Here is a 16,850-nt window from a genome sequence, read left to right as displayed (position 1 = left end):
AACTCAGGAATGCTCTTCGGCAGCCGTGGCCGCAAGCGCCCTGTTATATGCCTTGAGCGCATCGACGTGATAGAGCGCCCCAACCGGTGTTTCAGAGCCGTCGTTTTCCAGAATGACAACCGGAATGCAGGGGATGTCGTCACGATCAAAATAGGGCATGGCGGCTTCCAGCGTGGCGCTGGCCTGAATGCACAGGCCCTGGTCGATCAGCCCCTGCGCCTCTTCCTTCGTGATCGACCGCGGATCCCCAAGCGGGCGCATCACGGCTCCGGCGCGAAGCATTGCCAGCAGATAAGCCTGCGGCCCCGCGGCCAGGTGGACATCACGCCGTTCCAGCTGGGTCAGGAAGAAAGACCGGTCCACCAGGCGCGAGGCCAAGGCCGTGGACATGGATACGCTTACCATCACGGCAAGGCCGATCTGCCAATCGCCGGTCAGTTCAAAAACGATCAAAGTGGTCGAGATGGGCGCGCCCAGCACCGCCGCAGCCACGGCGCCCATTCCGGCAAAGGCATAAAGCGTATGCGTGCCCGACACATCCGGCAGCAACCCGGTGGCGATCAGACCGAAGGCCAGCCCGGTCAACGCCCCGACCATCAGAGACGGAGAGAACACCCCACCGCCCATGCGCCCGCCCATGGTAATCGCCACCGCAACCGTTTTGATCACCGCAAACAGGATGGCCGTGGTCAGCACCAGATCACCGGTCAGGGCGCGAATTGTCGTCTCGTACCCCACGCCGATGATATGCGGAAACCAGATCGCCATCAGCCCCAGCATCGCCCCGGACACCGCAGGGCGCAGCCAAGCCGGAATCGACAGGCGGTTCTGGATATGGCTGCCAATATCCTCGGCAAAGAAAATCGACCGCATCAGCAGCAGCGCGACAAGTCCGCAGATCAGGCCCAGGATCAGGAAGGCCGGAAGCTCGACATAGAATTGCAGCGATCCCGGCGTCTCCAGCGTGAACTCGGTGACGTCGCCATATTCCAGCCGGTTGATCACCGTTCCCGCGACCGAGGCGATGACGATCGGGGCAAATGCGTGAACGGCGAAATGGCGCAGCACGACCTCGAGCGCGAACAAGGCCCCCGCAATGGGGGCGTTGAAGCTGGCCGACACGGCCGCGGCAACGGCACATCCCAACAGGTCACGTCCCGTGATCCCATCCGCGTGTATGCGGTTGCTGACCCATGTGGAAATCACTCCGGCCATATGCACCACCGGCCCCTCGCGGCCTGTTGACCCGCCCGAACTGAGCGTGATCAGCGAGGCAAAAAACGACGCGATGCCCGCCTTGACCTCGACCCGCCCGTCGGTGATGGCCGAACCTTCGATCACGTCGGCAACCGACCGGACTCGGCCGTCATTGGTGAACCGGTTCAGGATGATGCCGACGACCAGGCCACCGAAGATGGGAATGATCAGAACCATGAACCATGGCAGTTTCTCGGCGTGGCTGTGCAGCAGCAGGATGTCATCGGTATCGTAAAGATAGGCTTGCAGCGCGCGGATGGCCTTGCGGAAGCCAAGCGCCATGAAACCGGCCGCGATCCCGATGGCCAGCGCAATGAACCAGAACTGGATCTGGCTTGGCCCCCGGCGCAGCATGACCCGCCACGCATCCTTGATCGCGGCCAGAGCCTGATTGAACTGGTTGCGCAGAACGGTGCGGGTCGATTGGGTCATTGGCCCTCGGGGATCATCACTTAACCCTTAGTAAGCCACGGAGCGCCCATATAAAAGTGAGATAGCGACAGTGTGAGCACCAATTCACGCCATCGCCGCATCAGGCCTGCAACAGAGCCCGGGCGGCGGCACGGGCTTCTTCGGTGATGGTGTCGCCGGCCACCATGCGCGCGATCTCGTCCACCCGATCCGGTTCGGCCAAAGGAATGACGGTGGACAGGGTTTGTCCGTCAGTAACCTGTTTCTGCACCCGCCAGTGATGCGCCGCCCGTGCGGCGACTTGAGGGGAATGGGTGACAACCAGAACCTGCCCGCCCTGCGCCAGCGACGCCAGCCTGCGCCCGACGGCATCGGCGGTTGCCCCACCGACACCGCGATCGATTTCGTCAAAGATCATCGTCCGGGCACTGTCGTCGCCAGACAGGCAGACCTTGAGGGCCAGCAGGAAGCGGCTGAGCTCACCCCCCGAGGCGATCTTGTTCAGCGGTCCCGCCGGCGCACCGGGGTTGGTGGCCACGGTGAAGGCCACCGCGTCGGTGCCTTCGCGGCCGGCTTCAGCCGGGGTGATCTCGGTCTGGAACACGGCGCGTTCCATCTTGAGCGGGGCCAGTTCCGCCATGACGGCCGCGTCAAGCCGTCCGGCGGCGGCCTTGCGCGCGGCGCTGAGGTCGGCTGCGGCGGCGTCATAGGCCTGTTGCGCCGCGTCCACGGCCGCTCGCCTGTCTGCCAGGTCGGCATCCCCTGCCTCCAACCGGTTCAACCGGTCACGCAGAGTGTCGGCAAACGAACCCAGATCATCCGGGGCCACGTCATGTTTGCGGGCCTGCGCACGGATGGCAAACAGGCGTTCCTCGGCCTGTTCCAATTCCACCGGGTTGAAGTCCAGCGCCTGAAGGCAGGCATTCACGCCATCCTGCGCCTCGCCCAACTCGATCATCGCGCGCCCGAGCGCTGCTATCGGTTCTTCCAACTGGCCGCCCGCATTGTCCGAGACGCCTTCCAGCCAGCGGATGGCGTCGGACATGGCCCCTTCCGCCCCGTCCCCGGACAACAGGGCAAAGGCACGCGCAACATCGTCGCGAATCCGCTCGGCCCCTTGCATCATGCGGCGGCGGGCATCCAGCTCGGCATCCTCACCGGGTTTCGGGTCAAGCTGGTCAAGTTCGGCGACCGCGTGACGCAGGAATTCTTCCTCGCTGCGGACGGCAGCCAGAGCGGCCTCGGTCTCGGCCAGCGCCTTGCGGGTACGGGACATCGCGGCCCAGGCGGTTCGCACGTTTGTCAGCTGCGCTGAGACCTGTGCGAATTCGTCCAGCATCGCCCGATGACCACGTGGGTTTAGCAAACCGCGGTCATCATGCTGTCCGTGCAGTTCGATCAGGGTCTCGGACAGCGCCCGCAGAACTTCGCCCGAGCAGCGGCGGTCATTGACCCAGGCGGTCTTGCGCCCCTCGGCCGTGTTGACGCGACGCAGGATCAGTTCCTGCCCCCCCGGCAGGCCGGCTTCAGCGAGGATCGCATGTGCGGGATGATCGGCAGAGAGTTCAAATTCGGCGACGACCTCACCCTGTGCGGCCCCCTGCCGCACCAGCTCCGCGCGCCCTCGCCAGCCCAACACGAAGCCAAGCGAATCCAGCAGAATCGATTTGCCCGCGCCGGTCTCGCCGGTCAGTGCGTTCAAGCCCGGCTGAAAGCTCAATTCCAGCCGGTCGATGATCAGCATATCGCGGATATCAAGGGCGCGCAGCATGTGGTCTTCAGCGTCCCGGACCAAAGGCCATCGCGATTACAACCATTCACCTTTGATGGTCTGACGATAAATCGTGCTGAGCCAGTTGTTACCGCGGCTCTTGAGATCAAGCCCGCGAGAGGTCAACAGTTTGTACGCATCGTCATACCATTCCGAGGACTGGTAGTTGTAGCCAAGAATGGCACCTGCGGTCTGCGCTTCGTCCAGCAGGCCAAGCGACAGATAGGCCTCGACCAGACGATACAGTGCTTCGGCGGTGTGGGATGTGGTCTGAAAGTCTTCGACCACAACACGGAACCGGTTGATAGCGGCAATATAGTGATCCTGACGCAAGTAGTAGCGCCCGATCTCCATTTCCTTGCCCGCCAGATGGTCGAAGGCCAAATCGAACTTCAGAACCGCCGATGTGGCGTATTCGCTGTCCGGATAGACCTCGATCACGGTCCGCAGAGATTGCAGCGCCTGGAAGGTCAGGCCCTGGTCACGCCCTACTTCGTCGATCTGATCATAATAGCTGAGCGCCAGCAGATACTGCGCATAAGCAGCATCTTCATCCGTCGGATAGAAATCGATATAACGCTGCGCCGCCGCGCGGCTTTCTTCGTAATTCTGGTCCGAATGGAACGAAAACGCCTGCATGATCAGCGCGCGCTTGGCCCAGTCCGAATACGGATACAAACGTTCTACTTCCGAGAAATACCACGCCGCGTCGTCCGAGCGATTCTGCGACAGTTCGTATTCACCTCGGGTATAGATCTGTTCCGGCGTGAACCCTTCCAGGTTCTGTTCACGGTCCGCGCCCTTGTTGCCAAAAAGGCCGCCGGCGTTGCCGCATGCCGTCAAAACTGCTGCCAGAAGAATCGCACCCGCGAATCTGACTGCCGCTTTGCTGCCAACCATACCGCCCATCCTTGTCGTCTTGCTTAATGGGGTTTGCCCCGATTTGAGCCATGGTCTAGCACAGAAAATTCCGGTGCAAAACGCCTTATGCGACTTCTGGCGCAAATGTCGTCAGAGTTGATCTGATCAGGCCACTTCGGGAATTTCGTTGACAACAAGCCCCTGCCCCGGCAGGCGCGCGGCCTGTTCCGGTGTGCACAGCACCGGGCGCACGGCGCCTGGCGTTTCGAACAGGTTGCGCAGCAATGTGTTGGTCAGCGAATGACCCGACTTGTTTCCGGTGAAGTGACCCAAAATCGGCCCACCAGCCAGATAGAGATCACCCAGAGCATCCAGCATCTTGTGACGCACGGCCTCGTCGACCCGGCGGAAACCGCCCGGTGTCAGAACTTCGACGCCCTGAACGACCACGGCATTTTCAAGCGTGCCGCCCAAGGCCAACCCGTTTTCGCGCATCGCCTCGACATCCGTGCGACGGCAGAACGTGCGACAATCGCTGAGTTCACGCGCGAAGGAACCGTTGCGCATATCAAGCGTTTTGCTCTGGCTGCCAATGGCACCGTCTTCGAAATCGATATGGAAGTCGATGATCAGCCCGTCAGCGGGCGCAAGGCTGGCGCTCGCGCCTTCGCGGGATGCGGTGACGGTTTTCAGAACCTCATAGGCCAATACCGGGCTGGCCTGACGGCGCACGCCTCTGGCCATAATGCCACGCACAAATTCGATCGAAGAGCCGTCCATGATCGGAACTTCGGGGCCGTCGATCTCGACAAGCGCGTTGTGCACGCCACATCCGGCCAATGCAGCCATGATATGTTCGACGGTGGAAACCGAAACACCGGCATCATTCACCAGACGCGTACAAAGCGGGGTCCGTTCAACCGCATAGTAGATCGCCGGGATCATCGCGTCGCCCAGTTGAATATCCGTCCGCTTGAACCAGATGCCATGACCAGCCGCCGCCGGTTTCAGGACCATGGTCGCCGGCTTACCACTGTGCAGCCCGACGCCTTTAAACGTGACCGGAGATTTGAGCGTATGTTGCAAAATGGGCCTCGGTGAGTAGTGTCCAGCCTGCTTGGGCCGTGTTGGACACTGAGTTAAGGAAGCCCGCGTCAAGGCTCAACTCACTCTTTGCAACCGATTGAAACATGTATGTAACAGATCGGCAAAACCCTGCTTACATAGTTGCAAGTTACTGTTAATAAACAATTAAGGGCCGCCAAATGGCAGCCCTTTGAGTGGATTTTGTTACCGCGATCAGTTGGCTTGACGGCGCAGGAAGGCCGGAATTTCGATACGGTCCTGATCCGGATCGGCCTCTTCCTGAAGCGGCGCGGTCGCCTCGGACTGTCGCAAAACGGGCTGCTGCCGGGGCGGTTGGGCCGGTGTATCCGAGGCATGACCTGTCATCCGATCGATCAGACGATTGAAGCCAAAACGCGACCGCTCCTCAGGTTCCGGTTGCGAAACCGCTTCGGGTTGGCGAGGCGCTGCCGGTCGCTGTGGCGACGACGGAACCTTCTGCACAGCAGCCTGCAAACGCTGCAATGCCTCGGGCGACGGGGTGCCGGCAGCATGCCCGCGCGGTGCCACGAATGCCTCGGGCGCGGGCTCAACGTGCTCTGGCTGCGGCTCGAATTCGGCCACACGCGGCTGATAAGCGGGTGGCGGCAGGCCGTCATCGTCACGCTCGTCGCGCGTCTGGAATTGCGGCCGCGCCGGTTCTTCGGCGGCTTCGAACAGCGAAGGTTCGCGGTTTTCTTCCGGCTGCGGGGCAGGCTCTGCTGCGTCGGCAGCTACGCGCGCTTCTTCCTGAACATGCTCTTCAGCCGAAACCGTGCGGGTCAGCGGTTCGGACATCGAACGGCGCGCCACCGGGACTTCGGTCGTTTTTTCGCTGGCGTCGATGCCGGTTGCAACAACAGACACGCGCATTCCGCCTTCCATGGCGGTATCCAGCGTCGAGCCGACGATGATATTGGCCTCGGGATCCACTTCCTCGCGGATGCGGTTGGCGGCCTCGTCCAACTCGAAAAGGGTCAGGTCGTGCGACCCGGTGATGTTGATCAGCACGCCTTTGGCGCCCTTGAGGCTGATTTCGTCCAACAGCGGGTTTGCAATGGCCTTTTCCGCCGCCTGGATGGCGCGGTCTTCGCCTGTTGCCTCGCCGGTGCCCATCATCGCCTTGCCCATCTCGTCCATCACGGCGCGAACGTCGGCAAAGTCGAGGTTGATCAGGCCGGGGCGCACCATCAGGTCGGTCACGCCTTTGACGCCCTGATACAGAACGTCGTCAGCCATCGAGAACGCCTCGGTAAAGGTGGTCTTTTCATTGGCCAGGCGGAACAGGTTCTGGTTGGGGATGATGATCAGCGTGTCGACGACCTGCTGCAGCGCCTCAACCCCATCTTCGGCCTGACGCATCCGCTTGGCACCCTCGAACTGGAAGGGCTTGGTTACGACACCGACGGTCAGTACACCCAGCTCACGCGCGGCTTGCGCGATGATCGGAGCAGCCCCCGTTCCGGTACCGCCGCCCATACCAGCAGTGATGAAGCACATATGAGCGCCAGCAAGGTGGTCCACGATCTGTTCGATACTTTCCTCGGCGGCGGCCGCGCCTACGGTCGGGCGGGCCCCTGCCCCCAGACCTTCGGTGACTTTCACGCCCAGCTGCACCCGCGCAGAGGACTGGCTTTGTTGCAGCGCCTGTGCGTCGGTGTTGGCGACCACGAAATCAACGCCGTCCAACTGTTTTTCAATCATGTTGTTGACGGCGTTCCCGCCTGCGCCGCCAACGCCAAATACTGTAATCCGAGGCTTCAGTTCGTCGTGCCCGGGCATCGAAAGATTCAATGTCATGCTCTGTCCGCCTGTATTTATGTCCCGCCAAAGCGGTGTTTTTCTTACCTATCCTTGCACGATTCTAACGGCCTGATGCCAAAAGGTCACGTCAAAAATCGCGTTTTCCCACAAAATATGGAGGAAATAAGGCATAAACCGGCGGCATTTCGCAGGTCATGCCAGATATAGCGGAAACAACGGCGCCCATCACTAGACAACCGGCATGAACGCGAGGACACATTCGTTCATCGCGCTCTGATCGACTGTCATCTACATTGCGGAACACTGCTCAGGTCCTGCCGCGAGGCCTCTTTCGGGCCTTGTGGATATTTTGCGGGATAAATCGAAACGCTGCAACCGATTTCTTCAGCTGAGCGGTGCATTTGGACAGTCCAGGCCGCGGTCAGTCATGGATCGCACTTCCTGTATTTCCCCATCGACGAATGAGGCAAGCCGCACCATCAAACGACCTTCATGCAAAAATGGCCACCAACAGACCGGAATGCCGTCCGGGTCATTGTCGTACAGAAAACACAACTGACCGTTTGGCGTCGTGATCTGCCCGTAGACACAGCCCTGCCCCTCTTCGCGCCAGACCGACATGCGGCGATTCAGGAATTGTTCGGTTCCCACCAGGCCACCGCTGCGGATTTCGTAGAATGTCAGAGTTTTGCCGACCGCCGCGTCCAGAAACGCTTCGGGCGTGATCATGGTCTGGGCCGAGGCCCAGCAAGGCAGCAGCGCCGCGCACAGAGCACCCCCGCGCAGGACTCTACCAGTTGTCACGGAACCACCGTACGGCGCGCTTGAACGGGCGCGCGGCATAGGTGTCGACCGGGATTTCAAAATCCCACCATTCATCCTGAGGATGGGCCGCAAACAGGCTGAGGCCGACAGCGGATGAGAACCCGGGCCCGGTGGCTGATTGCGGCAGGCCATGCACGCGCAAGGGGCGGCCCAGGCGAACGCGTTGACCGAGGATGCGCGTGGCCAACCCGTCCAGCCCCATGATCTGGCTGCCGCCGCCGGTCAGCACGATCTGCTGGCTTGGCATATGTTCAAACCCGGCGGCGTCCAGCCGGACGCGGACCTCTTCAAGAATTTCCTCGACACGCGGGCGCATGATGCCGATCAGCTCGGCACGGCTGACGGTGCGGCGGTCGTGTTCCCAATCGCCGGTGTCACCACCGATATCAATCATATCCCTGTCGTCGGCCCCGGTAGCATGAACGCCGCCATTGAATGTCTTGATCCGTTCCGCCACGGCGGCAGGTACACCCAGGCCCATCGAGATATCGGCGGTCACGTGATCGCCGCCCATGCGCACGCAATCGGCATAGATCATGTGCTTTTTCATGAAGATCGACACGCTTGTGGTGCCGCCGCCCATGTCGATACAGGCGGCGCCCAGTTCCTGCTCGTCTTCGACCAGCGCCGAGATGCCCGAGACATAGGCCGAGTTGGCAATACCCGCGAGTTCAAGATCACAGCGCTTGATACAGCGCACGATGTTCTGGATCGCTGACGAATCCACGGTCAGCATATGCATGTCGACCGCAAGGCTCTGGCCCATCTGCCCGCGCGGGTCGATCAGGCCAGACCGGTTGTCGAGCGCAAAATTCACCGGTTGAGCATGAAGCACTTCACGCCCGTCACCATAATCCGGCACGTCGCAAGCGTTCAGAACCCGGCCCACTTCGGCCTCGGTCACGATCTGACCGTCAAGATCGACTTGCGCATCCAGCCCGTAAGAGCGCGGGTTCGCGCCCGAGAAACAGGCGATCACATGATCGACGCGGATGTCGGCCATCTTCTGTGCGGCCTGAAGCGCGGTGCGGATGGCACGTTCGGTTTCTTGCATGGCTGTGACTTCGCCGAACTGGACGCCCCGCGACCGGGTGGTCGCGGCACCGATGACGCGAAAACCCGTCTGCCCCGCCATGGAACCGATGGTGTTGTCCTCGCTCAGCCGACCGGTTCCGTCAAAGCGCAGCACAAGACAAGCGATTTTCGAGCTGCCCACATCCAGAATCGCAATCACGCCGCGTTGCAAAGCCTGTCGCCGCATCTGACGCATGGCACGTTGGGACTGATAAAGATCGGTCATCATGGTCGTTACTGCCCGTTACTCACTGTCACTTTTGTGTTCCACCAGTCTTCGCTGGCGGCTTTGGTCATTCGGATGGTCGGACGCTGCCCGAGGCGCATGTCGACCACGGCCACGTCACGTTCCAGAAGGTCCTGTACCTCGTTCACGGCAAGCACGCGTTCCAACGCACGCACCGGGCGTTCGGTCGGCAGCATGATGCGCTGGCCACGGTCCAGCACCAGATCCCAGCGCCGCTCTCCCACGCGCACCAAGCCGCGCACGCGATTGCCCAGGCTGCGCGAAGTCCGCAGAAGCTCCAGTGCTTCTCCGACATGATCGTCGGCGCCCGTCCCCGCGATCAGCGGCAGATCGGCGTGATCCTTGCGAGAGTTGGCTTCCTTGACATGCGCGCCTGTCTCATCCAGCAGTTCAAGCCCCTCGCGCGTTCGCCAGACGATCACCGGCTGACGCTCGACGACATCGACTTGCAGGATGCCTCCGGGGCGGATTCTGACGGTTGCGGATTTCACCGGGTCCAGCCCGGTGATCGTGTCGCGGATCTGTTCCACATCCAGATCCCAGGAACTGATCGGGAAATCCAGCGGCACGATTTCGCGGATGTCTTCGGACAGGTCGGTTCCGGCCCCGTCGATGGCCATCAGGTTGACCATGAATTCGGGGCGCTCCTGAATCGAAGTGCGCACATCGGCGATATAAGCGGCAAGTGCGTCGCGACGGTCCTGCGAGGCAAAGAAGATGCCAAGCGCGGCAGCGATGGCGCAGATCGGCAGGCCCACCTTGACACCAAGGCGAATGCCCGGCGTCAGCATCCAGCGTTGCAGCCGATAGCTGAGACGGGACGGCGCAGGGTCACTGCGTCTTGCGGAGCGGGAAAACACACGCGCACCGCGCAGGCGCAAAAGCGGTTCGGCCTCGTGCGAGTCCGTGTCGGCCGAGGCGAAATCGGCATCCGGTCCCGCAAGTGGTTTGCTGCGGTGGATTTCCAGTGAACGGCTGGCGGTCAGCGGTCGCATGAGGCGTCCTCCACCATCCAGGCGCAGAGCTGGCCGAATGTCATTCCAAGATGAGCGGCCTGTTCCGGGACCAGAGAGGTTGGCGTCATGCCGGGCTGGGTATTGGTTTCCAGCAGGAACAACCCATCGGCACCCTTGCTGTCATCCCAGCGATAGTCCGTGCGGGACACACCCTTGCATCCCAGCACGTTATGCGCCCGCACAGCGTAGTCCATGCAGCGGTCGAAAATGTCCTGTGGGATGTCGGCGGGCAGGACATGCCACGAGCCGCCAGGCTTGTATTTGGCGTCATAGTCGTACCAGCCGCCATCTGTCATGATTTCGGTCACGGTCAGGGCGCGGTCGCCCATCACGGTCACGGTCAACTCGCGGCCTGCCACGTATTTCTCGACCATCACCAGATCAGGCATCGCCTCGTCCAGCTGCGGCGGGCCGTTGGCATTTTCGTGGACGATGTAAATCCCAACGCTGGAGCCTTCATTGTTCGGCTTGGCCACATAGGGCGGCTCCATCACGTGAACTTCGACCACCTCGACCTTGGGCACGATCACGCTCGGTACGACGGGCAGCCCTTCGGTTTGGTAAATCTCTTTGCTGCGCTGCTTGTCCATTGCCAGCGCCGAGGCCAGCACACCGGAATGGGTGTAAGGGATACGCATCCACTCCAGCAGGCCCTGCACACACCCATCTTCGCCCCAGCGGCCATGCAGGGCGTTGAAAACCACATCCGGTTTGATGTCCACAAGGCGCGCGCAGAGGTCGGGACCTGCGTCCAGTTCGACCACTTCAAAGCCTTCTCCCACAAGGGCGGCCGCGCATTCGCGCCCAGAGCTGAGAGACACCTCGCGTTCCGCCGAGGGTCCACCCATCAATACCGCCACTTTGGGGTTTGTCCTGCTCGACATACCCAATGTGCGCCTCAATGTCCCCGGACCTTATGTGGTGGTCCGTACTGTGTTTATGCCTTTGATCCGTCGCCTGAATTTGCCTGTTATGGTCTGACGGTTGGGGCTTTATTCTGTCAGCGGATCACCGACCCGCATGATTTCCCACTCTAGCGTGATGCCGCTTGTTTCGTAAACCTTTTTTCGCACCTCTTCGCCAAGACGTTCGAGGTCGGCAGCGGTGGCCAAGCCGGTATTGATCAGGAAATTCGAGTGCTTCGGGCTCATCTGCGCACCGCCAAGCGTCGCGCCGCGCATTCCGGCGTCGTCGATCACTTTCCACGCCTTGAGGTCATGCACGTCATCCGCCTGCCCGGTCGAAGAAAACCCGGCTGGATTGCGAAAGGTCGACCCCGCACTGCGATCTTTGGTCGGCTGGGTTTCATCGCGCTTTTTCAACTGCGCCGCCATACGGGCATGGAGATCTTGGGGATTGCCTGAAGGGCCCTCGAACACAGCCGAAATCAGCACTGCGCCTTCCGGCAGGTCCGTCTGGCGATAACGAAAATTCAACTCTTCGGGTGTCAGGTCCACAAGCGCGCCTTGCCGGGTGACAATCGTGGCCTTGCGCAGAACATCCGCCGTGTAGCTGCCGTAACAGCCCGCGTTCATCCGCACCGCGCCGCCGATCGAGCCCGGAATGGTGCGCAGAAAGGTCAGGTCGACACCGGCATCCGCCGCCTTGCGCGCAACATGCGCGTCCAGCGCAGCGGCTCCTGCGGTGACTGTGTTGCCCTCGACCGAGATAGTATTGAACCCGCGCCCCAGCCGGATCACCACGGCCCGCAGCCCCCCATCCCGAACGATCAGGTTCGAACCGACACCCATCGGAAAGACCGGGGTTTGTGCCGGCAGTTCCCGCAGGAACGCTTGCAGGTCTTCGATATCGGCAGGCTGGAACAGGTAATCGGCCGGGCCGCCAACGCGAAGCCATGTGAGCTCAGAGAGAGGCCGCGCCCGAGACAGGCGACCTTTCGGAACGGGAAACGTTGTCATGCGTCTGCACGCACCGCCAGGCTACGTCCGCCCACACCGCCCATGATTGCAGCGAACAGAAAGGGAAGAACGCCGGCGGTCAGCCAGACCAGTGGGCCGAACGCCTGTTCTTCTTCGCCGGTGCCAATACCGGCCAGCACCACGATCAACGCCAGCCCGGCGGCCGAGGCCAGACCGATCAGCCACAACAAGCCGCGCAGGCCCAGCCAACGGCCCGCCGTGAAACCGGCGGCGGCACCTAGCAGGAAAGAAAGAATTGGCAGATAGGCAAATGTGGCGACGGACGCCATGGCGGACCTCCTGAAACTGGCCGGTTATTCGTCAGCCGCCTTCATGCCCTGCATTTTCATCTTTGTCCAACGGGTCAGATAAATCACGGGCCAGCGCAGCACGGACATACCCATGGCCAGCACCAGCAAGCCGATCCACGGGCCGTTCTGATAGGTGACATACCCCAGAATCGGAATGCCCACGGCGATCAGGATATAGGCGCGTGTCCAGTGGTTGTCTTTGCTTGGGATCATTGCCAGCAGATTCGCGGAAACACCCCACAGACCGGCAAGGGCGATGGACCAGTTCATTCCATGACCTCCCCGCGCACCCATTTTCGCCAGTAATACCGGATGGGGTTGCGGAACATCGAAACGAATCCGCCGAAGGCGAAAACCGACCAGAACCAACCGTGATCATAACCCAGCCAGACGATCAGAACCGGAGCGCAGATCAGCAGGGTCACGCCCGGTGGAAACTGCATTCGCATCGGCAAGAACGCCACGATCGTGGCGCAGATCACCCAAAGGGCGGCAAGGATCATCGAATAGTCCATCTGTCCCCTCCGAGGACATGCGGCGGCTGCGGGCAACTTTTTTCACTTTCAGGTTGTGCACCAAACAGAAGGGAAGTCAAACAGCTTGTTTTCGTTGCAATCTCTCGGGCAGACCATTGGCCCAGGCGCTGATCGTACCGGCCCCGAGACAGACGACGATATCGCCTGGGCGGGCCTGCTCGCGCACAAGCCGCTCAAGATCGTTTTCGTCAAACAGCGCGCGGGCGTGGCGGTGGCCGTGACGGATCAGGCCCTGCACCAGATCGTCGCGCGATGCGCCTTCGATCGGGTCCTCTCCGGCGGCGAAGATATCGGCGATGGCCACGACGTCGGCGTCATTGAAGCAGGTGCAGAAATCGTCAAACAGGTTGGACAGGCGCGAATAGCGGTGCGGCTGGTGCACGGCGATCACGCGACCTTCGGTCGCCTGTCGCGCGGCCTTCAGGACTGCGGTGATTTCAACGGGGTGGTGGCCATAGTCGTCGATGATGGTGACACCGTCGACTTCTCCGACCTTGGTAAACCTGCGATTGACGCCACCGAAATTGGCCAGCGCCTCACGGATTTCAGCGGCTTTCATGCCCAAATGGCGGGCAACAGCAACGGCGCTGAGCGCATTGGAGACATTGTGGTCGCCCGGCATCGGCAGCGTGCAACCTTCGATCACCGTGTCTTCGTATTGCAGGTGAATGTCGAAATGCGCGACGCCGCCTTTGTAGGTCAGGTTCTCGGCCCGCACGTCAGCCTGCGCGTTGAAGCCATAGGTGCGCACGCGGCGGTCGGTGATACGGCCCACGAGGGCCTGCACTTCGGCATGGTCGGTGCAGCAGACGGCCAGCCCGTAGAAGGGCAGGTTCGAGACGAATTCGTGGAACCCATCCCGCAGGGTGTCGAAATCGCCCCAATGCTCCATATGCTCGGGGTCGATATTGGTGACGATTGCGATGGTCGCGGGCAGGCGGTTGAACGAGCCGTCGCTCTCGTCCGCTTCGACCACCATCCATTCGCCCTGCCCCATCCGGGCGTTCGAGCCATAGGCATGGATGATGCCGCCATTGATCACGGTCGGGTCAAAATCCCCCGCCACCATCAGTTCGGCCATCATCGTGGTCGTGGTGGTCTTGCCGTGAGTCCCGGCGATGGCGATGTTGGATTTCAGCCGCATCAGTTCGGCCAGCATGTCAGCCCGGCGCACCACCGGAAGGCCGCGGGCACGGGCGCCGTCAAGCTCGGGGTTGCCCGGTTTGATCGCGGTCGAGACCACCACAACGGCCGCGTTTTCAAGGTTTTCCGCGCGCTGACCGACAAAGATTTCGGCCCCCAGACCTGCCAGCCGGTCGGTGATCTTCGATGCCTTCAGGTCCGAGCCCTGCACCTGATACCCCAGATTGAGCAGCACCTCGGCGATACCTGACATTCCGATCCCGCCGATCCCCACAAAGTGAATCGGCCCTACGTCCTGCGGCAGTTTGGTTGCTGGGTTCATGTGGTCTCCTTCTGCGCCAATTGTTCGACAAGGGCGGTCAGACGCTCGGTGGCGTCAGGTGCCCCAACGGACAAGGCTGCATGGGCCATTTTCTGTGCGGCTTCGGGGTTCGTGAGAACCGTGGTGATTTGCTGTGTCAGCGCGGGAACGTCAAGAGCCTTTTCCGGGATCATGATGGCCCCGCCCGCCTGCACCAAGCCCCGTGCGTTGGCTGTCTGGTGATCTCCGGCGGCGGCGGCAAAGGGGATCAGAATCGACGGGCGCCCGATGACCGAGATATCGGCAACGCTGGACGCGCCAGACCGCGAGATCACCAGTTGGGCATCCGACATGCGACGGGGGACATCATCAAAGAAGGGCTGCACATCGGCGCGGATGCCGTGTTCGTTGTAGAAGGCTGTGACGCGCTCGCCGTCCTCGTCCCGGGCCTGATGTGCCACGCGGATGTGAGTGCGGATTTCTTCGGGCAGTGCGGCGATGGCACCGGGCACCACATCGCTGAGGATGCGTGCGCCTTGCGACCCGCCCATGACAAGGACCGACATCGGATAATCACCGGGCGGAATGTAACCGGCCGCGGCGCGGTCCAGAACGGCGGACCGGACCGGGTTTCCGGTGTGGATACCATGCGCGCCCTCGGGCAGGTCCGTGGGCCACACACCGCAGGCCACCTGCGCGACACGGGTGGCGAACAACTGGTTCACACGCCCCAGCACCCCGTTCTGTTCGTGGATCATGCGGGGGATTTTGAGCATGGTCGCAGCGCTCAGCGCCGGGATCGAGGGATACCCGCCGAAACCGACAACGACGTCGGGCTTGTCCCGCATCATCTGGAACACCATGCCAGCCACGCCACCGGCAATCTTGGGGCCGGCCATGGCCTTGGCCGCCAGACCGCCACGCGCGAAAGTGGCCGATGATGCCTCTACGATCTCGGTCGAATGCGGGAAACCACCGGTATAGCGGGCGCCGCGCAGGTCGGTAGACAGGCGCACACGCCAGCCCTTGTTCAGCATCGCCTCGGCCAGCGCCTGAGCCGGGAACATGTGCCCCCCGGTACCGCCAGCCGCAATCAACAGGTATGGAGTCCCCATTATCCTCGTCCGCGCAGAATTTCGCCAAGCTCGCCCTGTGGGCGGGTTCGGGTGAAGGCCAGCAGCATTCCGATCGCAATACCCCCTGCAATCAGGGATGAGCCGCCATAGCTGACAAAAGGCAGCGTCATGCCCTTCGCGGGCAACAGACGAACCGCAACACCCATGTTGATCATCGCCTGCACGCCGAACATGCAGGCCAGACCGGTGCCCGCCAGCCGGATGAACATGTCGCGTTCCCGCATCAGGCGCAGCAACGAGCGTACCACGACCAACGAATAAAGCGCGATGATGATCAGTACCAGGATCAGGCCGTATTCTTCGGCCGCGACGGCAATGATGAAATCGGTATGCGCGTCCGGCAGCGACCACTTGACCTGCCCCTCACCCACACCGACGCCGAACAGCCCCCCTTCGCGGATGGCGTTGGTGGCATAGCCCAACTGGGTGGTCGGATCGACCTCTTGATTCAGAAAGCCATCGATACGGCGGGCAAAGTGTTCAGAATTGGAATAGGCGAACATACCGCCCAGAACAACAAACCCGGCCATTCCGACCAGCAGCAGCATCGGCGCCCCGGCGACAAAATACATCACCCCCCAGCCGAACAGGATCAGGCAGGCCTGACCGAAATCAGGTTGCATCACCAGCATGCCGACAATCGCCATGCACAGGGCAAATGACCAGATCCGCCCCGGCGGGCCGTTGATCTCTTGTGAGGCCGCCAGCAGCCATGCAGCAACGACGATGAAGCCGGGCTTCAGAAACTCGGACGGCTGAAGCGAGGCGAACCCCAGCGAATACCAGCGCACCGCGCCCTTGCCAAAGTCGGTCCCGAACACGGGCAGGAAAACCAGTGCCACGAAGGCCCCCAGGAAACCCAGCACCGCCAAACGACGCACCAGCGTCGGCGACATCATCGAGGTCAGAAGCATCGCAATCAGCGCCAATCCGCCGAAGATGGCCTGACGTTCGACATAGTGGAACGGATCGAACCCGTTTCGCCCGGCCAGCGGTGGCGAAGACGCCAGCCCCAGCAATAGACCGATGGCAAACAGGATCAGAACGCAGGACATCGTCCAGCGATCGATTGTGCGCCACCATTTCGGTAGAATCGGTTCTCCGCGCTGGTCCTGGACCGCGCCATACACCATCTCAGTCATGAGATACCGCCACTCTCTGCCTCGTCAACGCC

At 61.7% G+C, this 16,850-nt stretch carries 16 protein-coding genes; all 16 read right to left on the bottom strand.

Annotated features, from left to right (window positions below; all coding sequences use genetic code 11):
• Positions 1–3 precede the first annotated feature (3 nt).
• Entirely contained in the window at positions 4–1,689 is a 1,686-nt protein-coding gene (locus GOW04_RS00885; RefSeq protein ID WP_171114940.1) for a chloride channel protein, read from the bottom strand.
• Positions 1,690–1,789: 100 nt separating this feature from the next.
• Positions 1,790–3,439, bottom strand: coding sequence for a DNA repair protein RecN (recN, locus tag GOW04_RS00880; RefSeq protein WP_171231263.1), 1,650 nt, complete (start codon positions 3,437–3,439; stop codon positions 1,790–1,792).
• Positions 3,440–3,475: 36 nt separating this feature from the next.
• Positions 3,476–4,339 carry an outer membrane protein assembly factor BamD gene (locus tag GOW04_RS00875; RefSeq protein WP_171114936.1) on the bottom strand — a complete coding sequence of 288 codons (864 nt, stop codon included), beginning with the start codon at positions 4,337–4,339 and terminating at the stop codon, positions 3,476–3,478.
• Between the two features lie 126 nt (positions 4,340–4,465).
• Positions 4,466–5,386: a UDP-3-O-acyl-N-acetylglucosamine deacetylase gene (gene lpxC, locus GOW04_RS00870; protein ID WP_171231262.1), complete on the bottom strand. Its 921-nt coding sequence runs from the start codon at positions 5,384–5,386 to the stop codon at positions 4,466–4,468.
• A 213-nt stretch (positions 5,387–5,599) separates the two neighbouring features.
• Complete coding sequence (gene ftsZ / locus GOW04_RS00865) at positions 5,600–7,204, bottom strand: cell division protein FtsZ (protein ID WP_171231261.1); 1,605 nt, start codon at positions 7,202–7,204, stop codon at positions 5,600–5,602.
• Positions 7,205–7,552: 348 nt separating this feature from the next.
• On the bottom strand, positions 7,553–7,972 hold the full coding sequence (locus GOW04_RS00860) for a hypothetical protein (RefSeq protein ID WP_152458652.1): 420 nt from the start codon (positions 7,970–7,972) through the stop codon (positions 7,553–7,555).
• Positions 7,959–9,293: a cell division protein FtsA gene (gene ftsA / locus GOW04_RS00855; RefSeq protein ID WP_170344711.1), complete on the bottom strand. Its 1,335-nt coding sequence runs from the start codon at positions 9,291–9,293 to the stop codon at positions 7,959–7,961. The genes GOW04_RS00860 and ftsA overlap by 14 nt, the downstream gene beginning before the upstream one ends.
• Positions 9,294–9,301: 8 nt before the next feature.
• Positions 9,302–10,309: a cell division protein FtsQ/DivIB gene (locus GOW04_RS00850; protein WP_171231260.1), complete on the bottom strand. Its 1,008-nt coding sequence runs from the start codon at positions 10,307–10,309 to the stop codon at positions 9,302–9,304.
• Positions 10,297–11,214, bottom strand: a complete 918-nt coding sequence (locus tag GOW04_RS00845) for a D-alanine--D-alanine ligase (RefSeq protein WP_171167228.1) — start codon at positions 11,212–11,214, stop codon at positions 10,297–10,299. Before GOW04_RS00845 ends, GOW04_RS00850 begins: the two co-directional genes overlap by 13 nt.
• Positions 11,215–11,322: 108 nt before the next feature.
• Positions 11,323–12,249, bottom strand: a complete 927-nt coding sequence (gene murB, locus GOW04_RS00840; protein ID WP_171231259.1) for a UDP-N-acetylmuramate dehydrogenase — start codon at positions 12,247–12,249, stop codon at positions 11,323–11,325.
• Positions 12,246–12,539 carry a hypothetical protein gene (locus GOW04_RS00835; RefSeq protein ID WP_171231258.1) on the bottom strand — a complete coding sequence of 98 codons (294 nt, stop codon included), beginning with the start codon at positions 12,537–12,539 and terminating at the stop codon, positions 12,246–12,248. The genes murB and GOW04_RS00835 overlap by 4 nt, the downstream gene beginning before the upstream one ends.
• A gap of 24 nt (positions 12,540–12,563) precedes the next feature.
• A complete protein-coding gene (locus GOW04_RS00830; protein ID WP_171114920.1) occupies positions 12,564–12,830 on the bottom strand; it encodes a DUF2484 family protein in 267 nt (88 codons plus the stop codon).
• Positions 12,827–13,075 (bottom strand): DUF2484 family protein, encoded by a 249-nt coding sequence (locus tag GOW04_RS00825; protein WP_152458658.1) that lies wholly within the window; start codon positions 13,073–13,075, stop codon positions 12,827–12,829. Before GOW04_RS00825 ends, GOW04_RS00830 begins: the two co-directional genes overlap by 4 nt.
• Before the next feature lie 76 nt (positions 13,076–13,151).
• Positions 13,152–14,561 (bottom strand): UDP-N-acetylmuramate--L-alanine ligase, encoded by a 1,410-nt coding sequence (murC, locus tag GOW04_RS00820; protein ID WP_152458659.1) that lies wholly within the window; start codon positions 14,559–14,561, stop codon positions 13,152–13,154.
• On the bottom strand, positions 14,558–15,655 hold the full coding sequence (locus GOW04_RS00815; protein ID WP_171227901.1) for a UDP-N-acetylglucosamine--N-acetylmuramyl-(pentapeptide) pyrophosphoryl-undecaprenol N-acetylglucosamine transferase: 1,098 nt from the start codon (positions 15,653–15,655) through the stop codon (positions 14,558–14,560). Before GOW04_RS00815 ends, murC begins: the two co-directional genes overlap by 4 nt.
• A complete protein-coding gene (gene ftsW, locus GOW04_RS00810) occupies positions 15,655–16,818 on the bottom strand; it encodes a putative lipid II flippase FtsW (protein ID WP_152458661.1) in 1,164 nt (387 codons plus the stop codon). The genes GOW04_RS00815 and ftsW overlap by 1 nt, the downstream gene beginning before the upstream one ends.
• Positions 16,819–16,850: the final 32 nt, after the last annotated feature.

The organism is Ruegeria sp. HKCCA4812, assembly GCF_013034245.1.
Lineage (GTDB): Bacteria > Pseudomonadota > Alphaproteobacteria > Rhodobacterales > Rhodobacteraceae > Ruegeria.
This window is presented reverse-complemented; position numbering and strand designations above follow the sequence as displayed.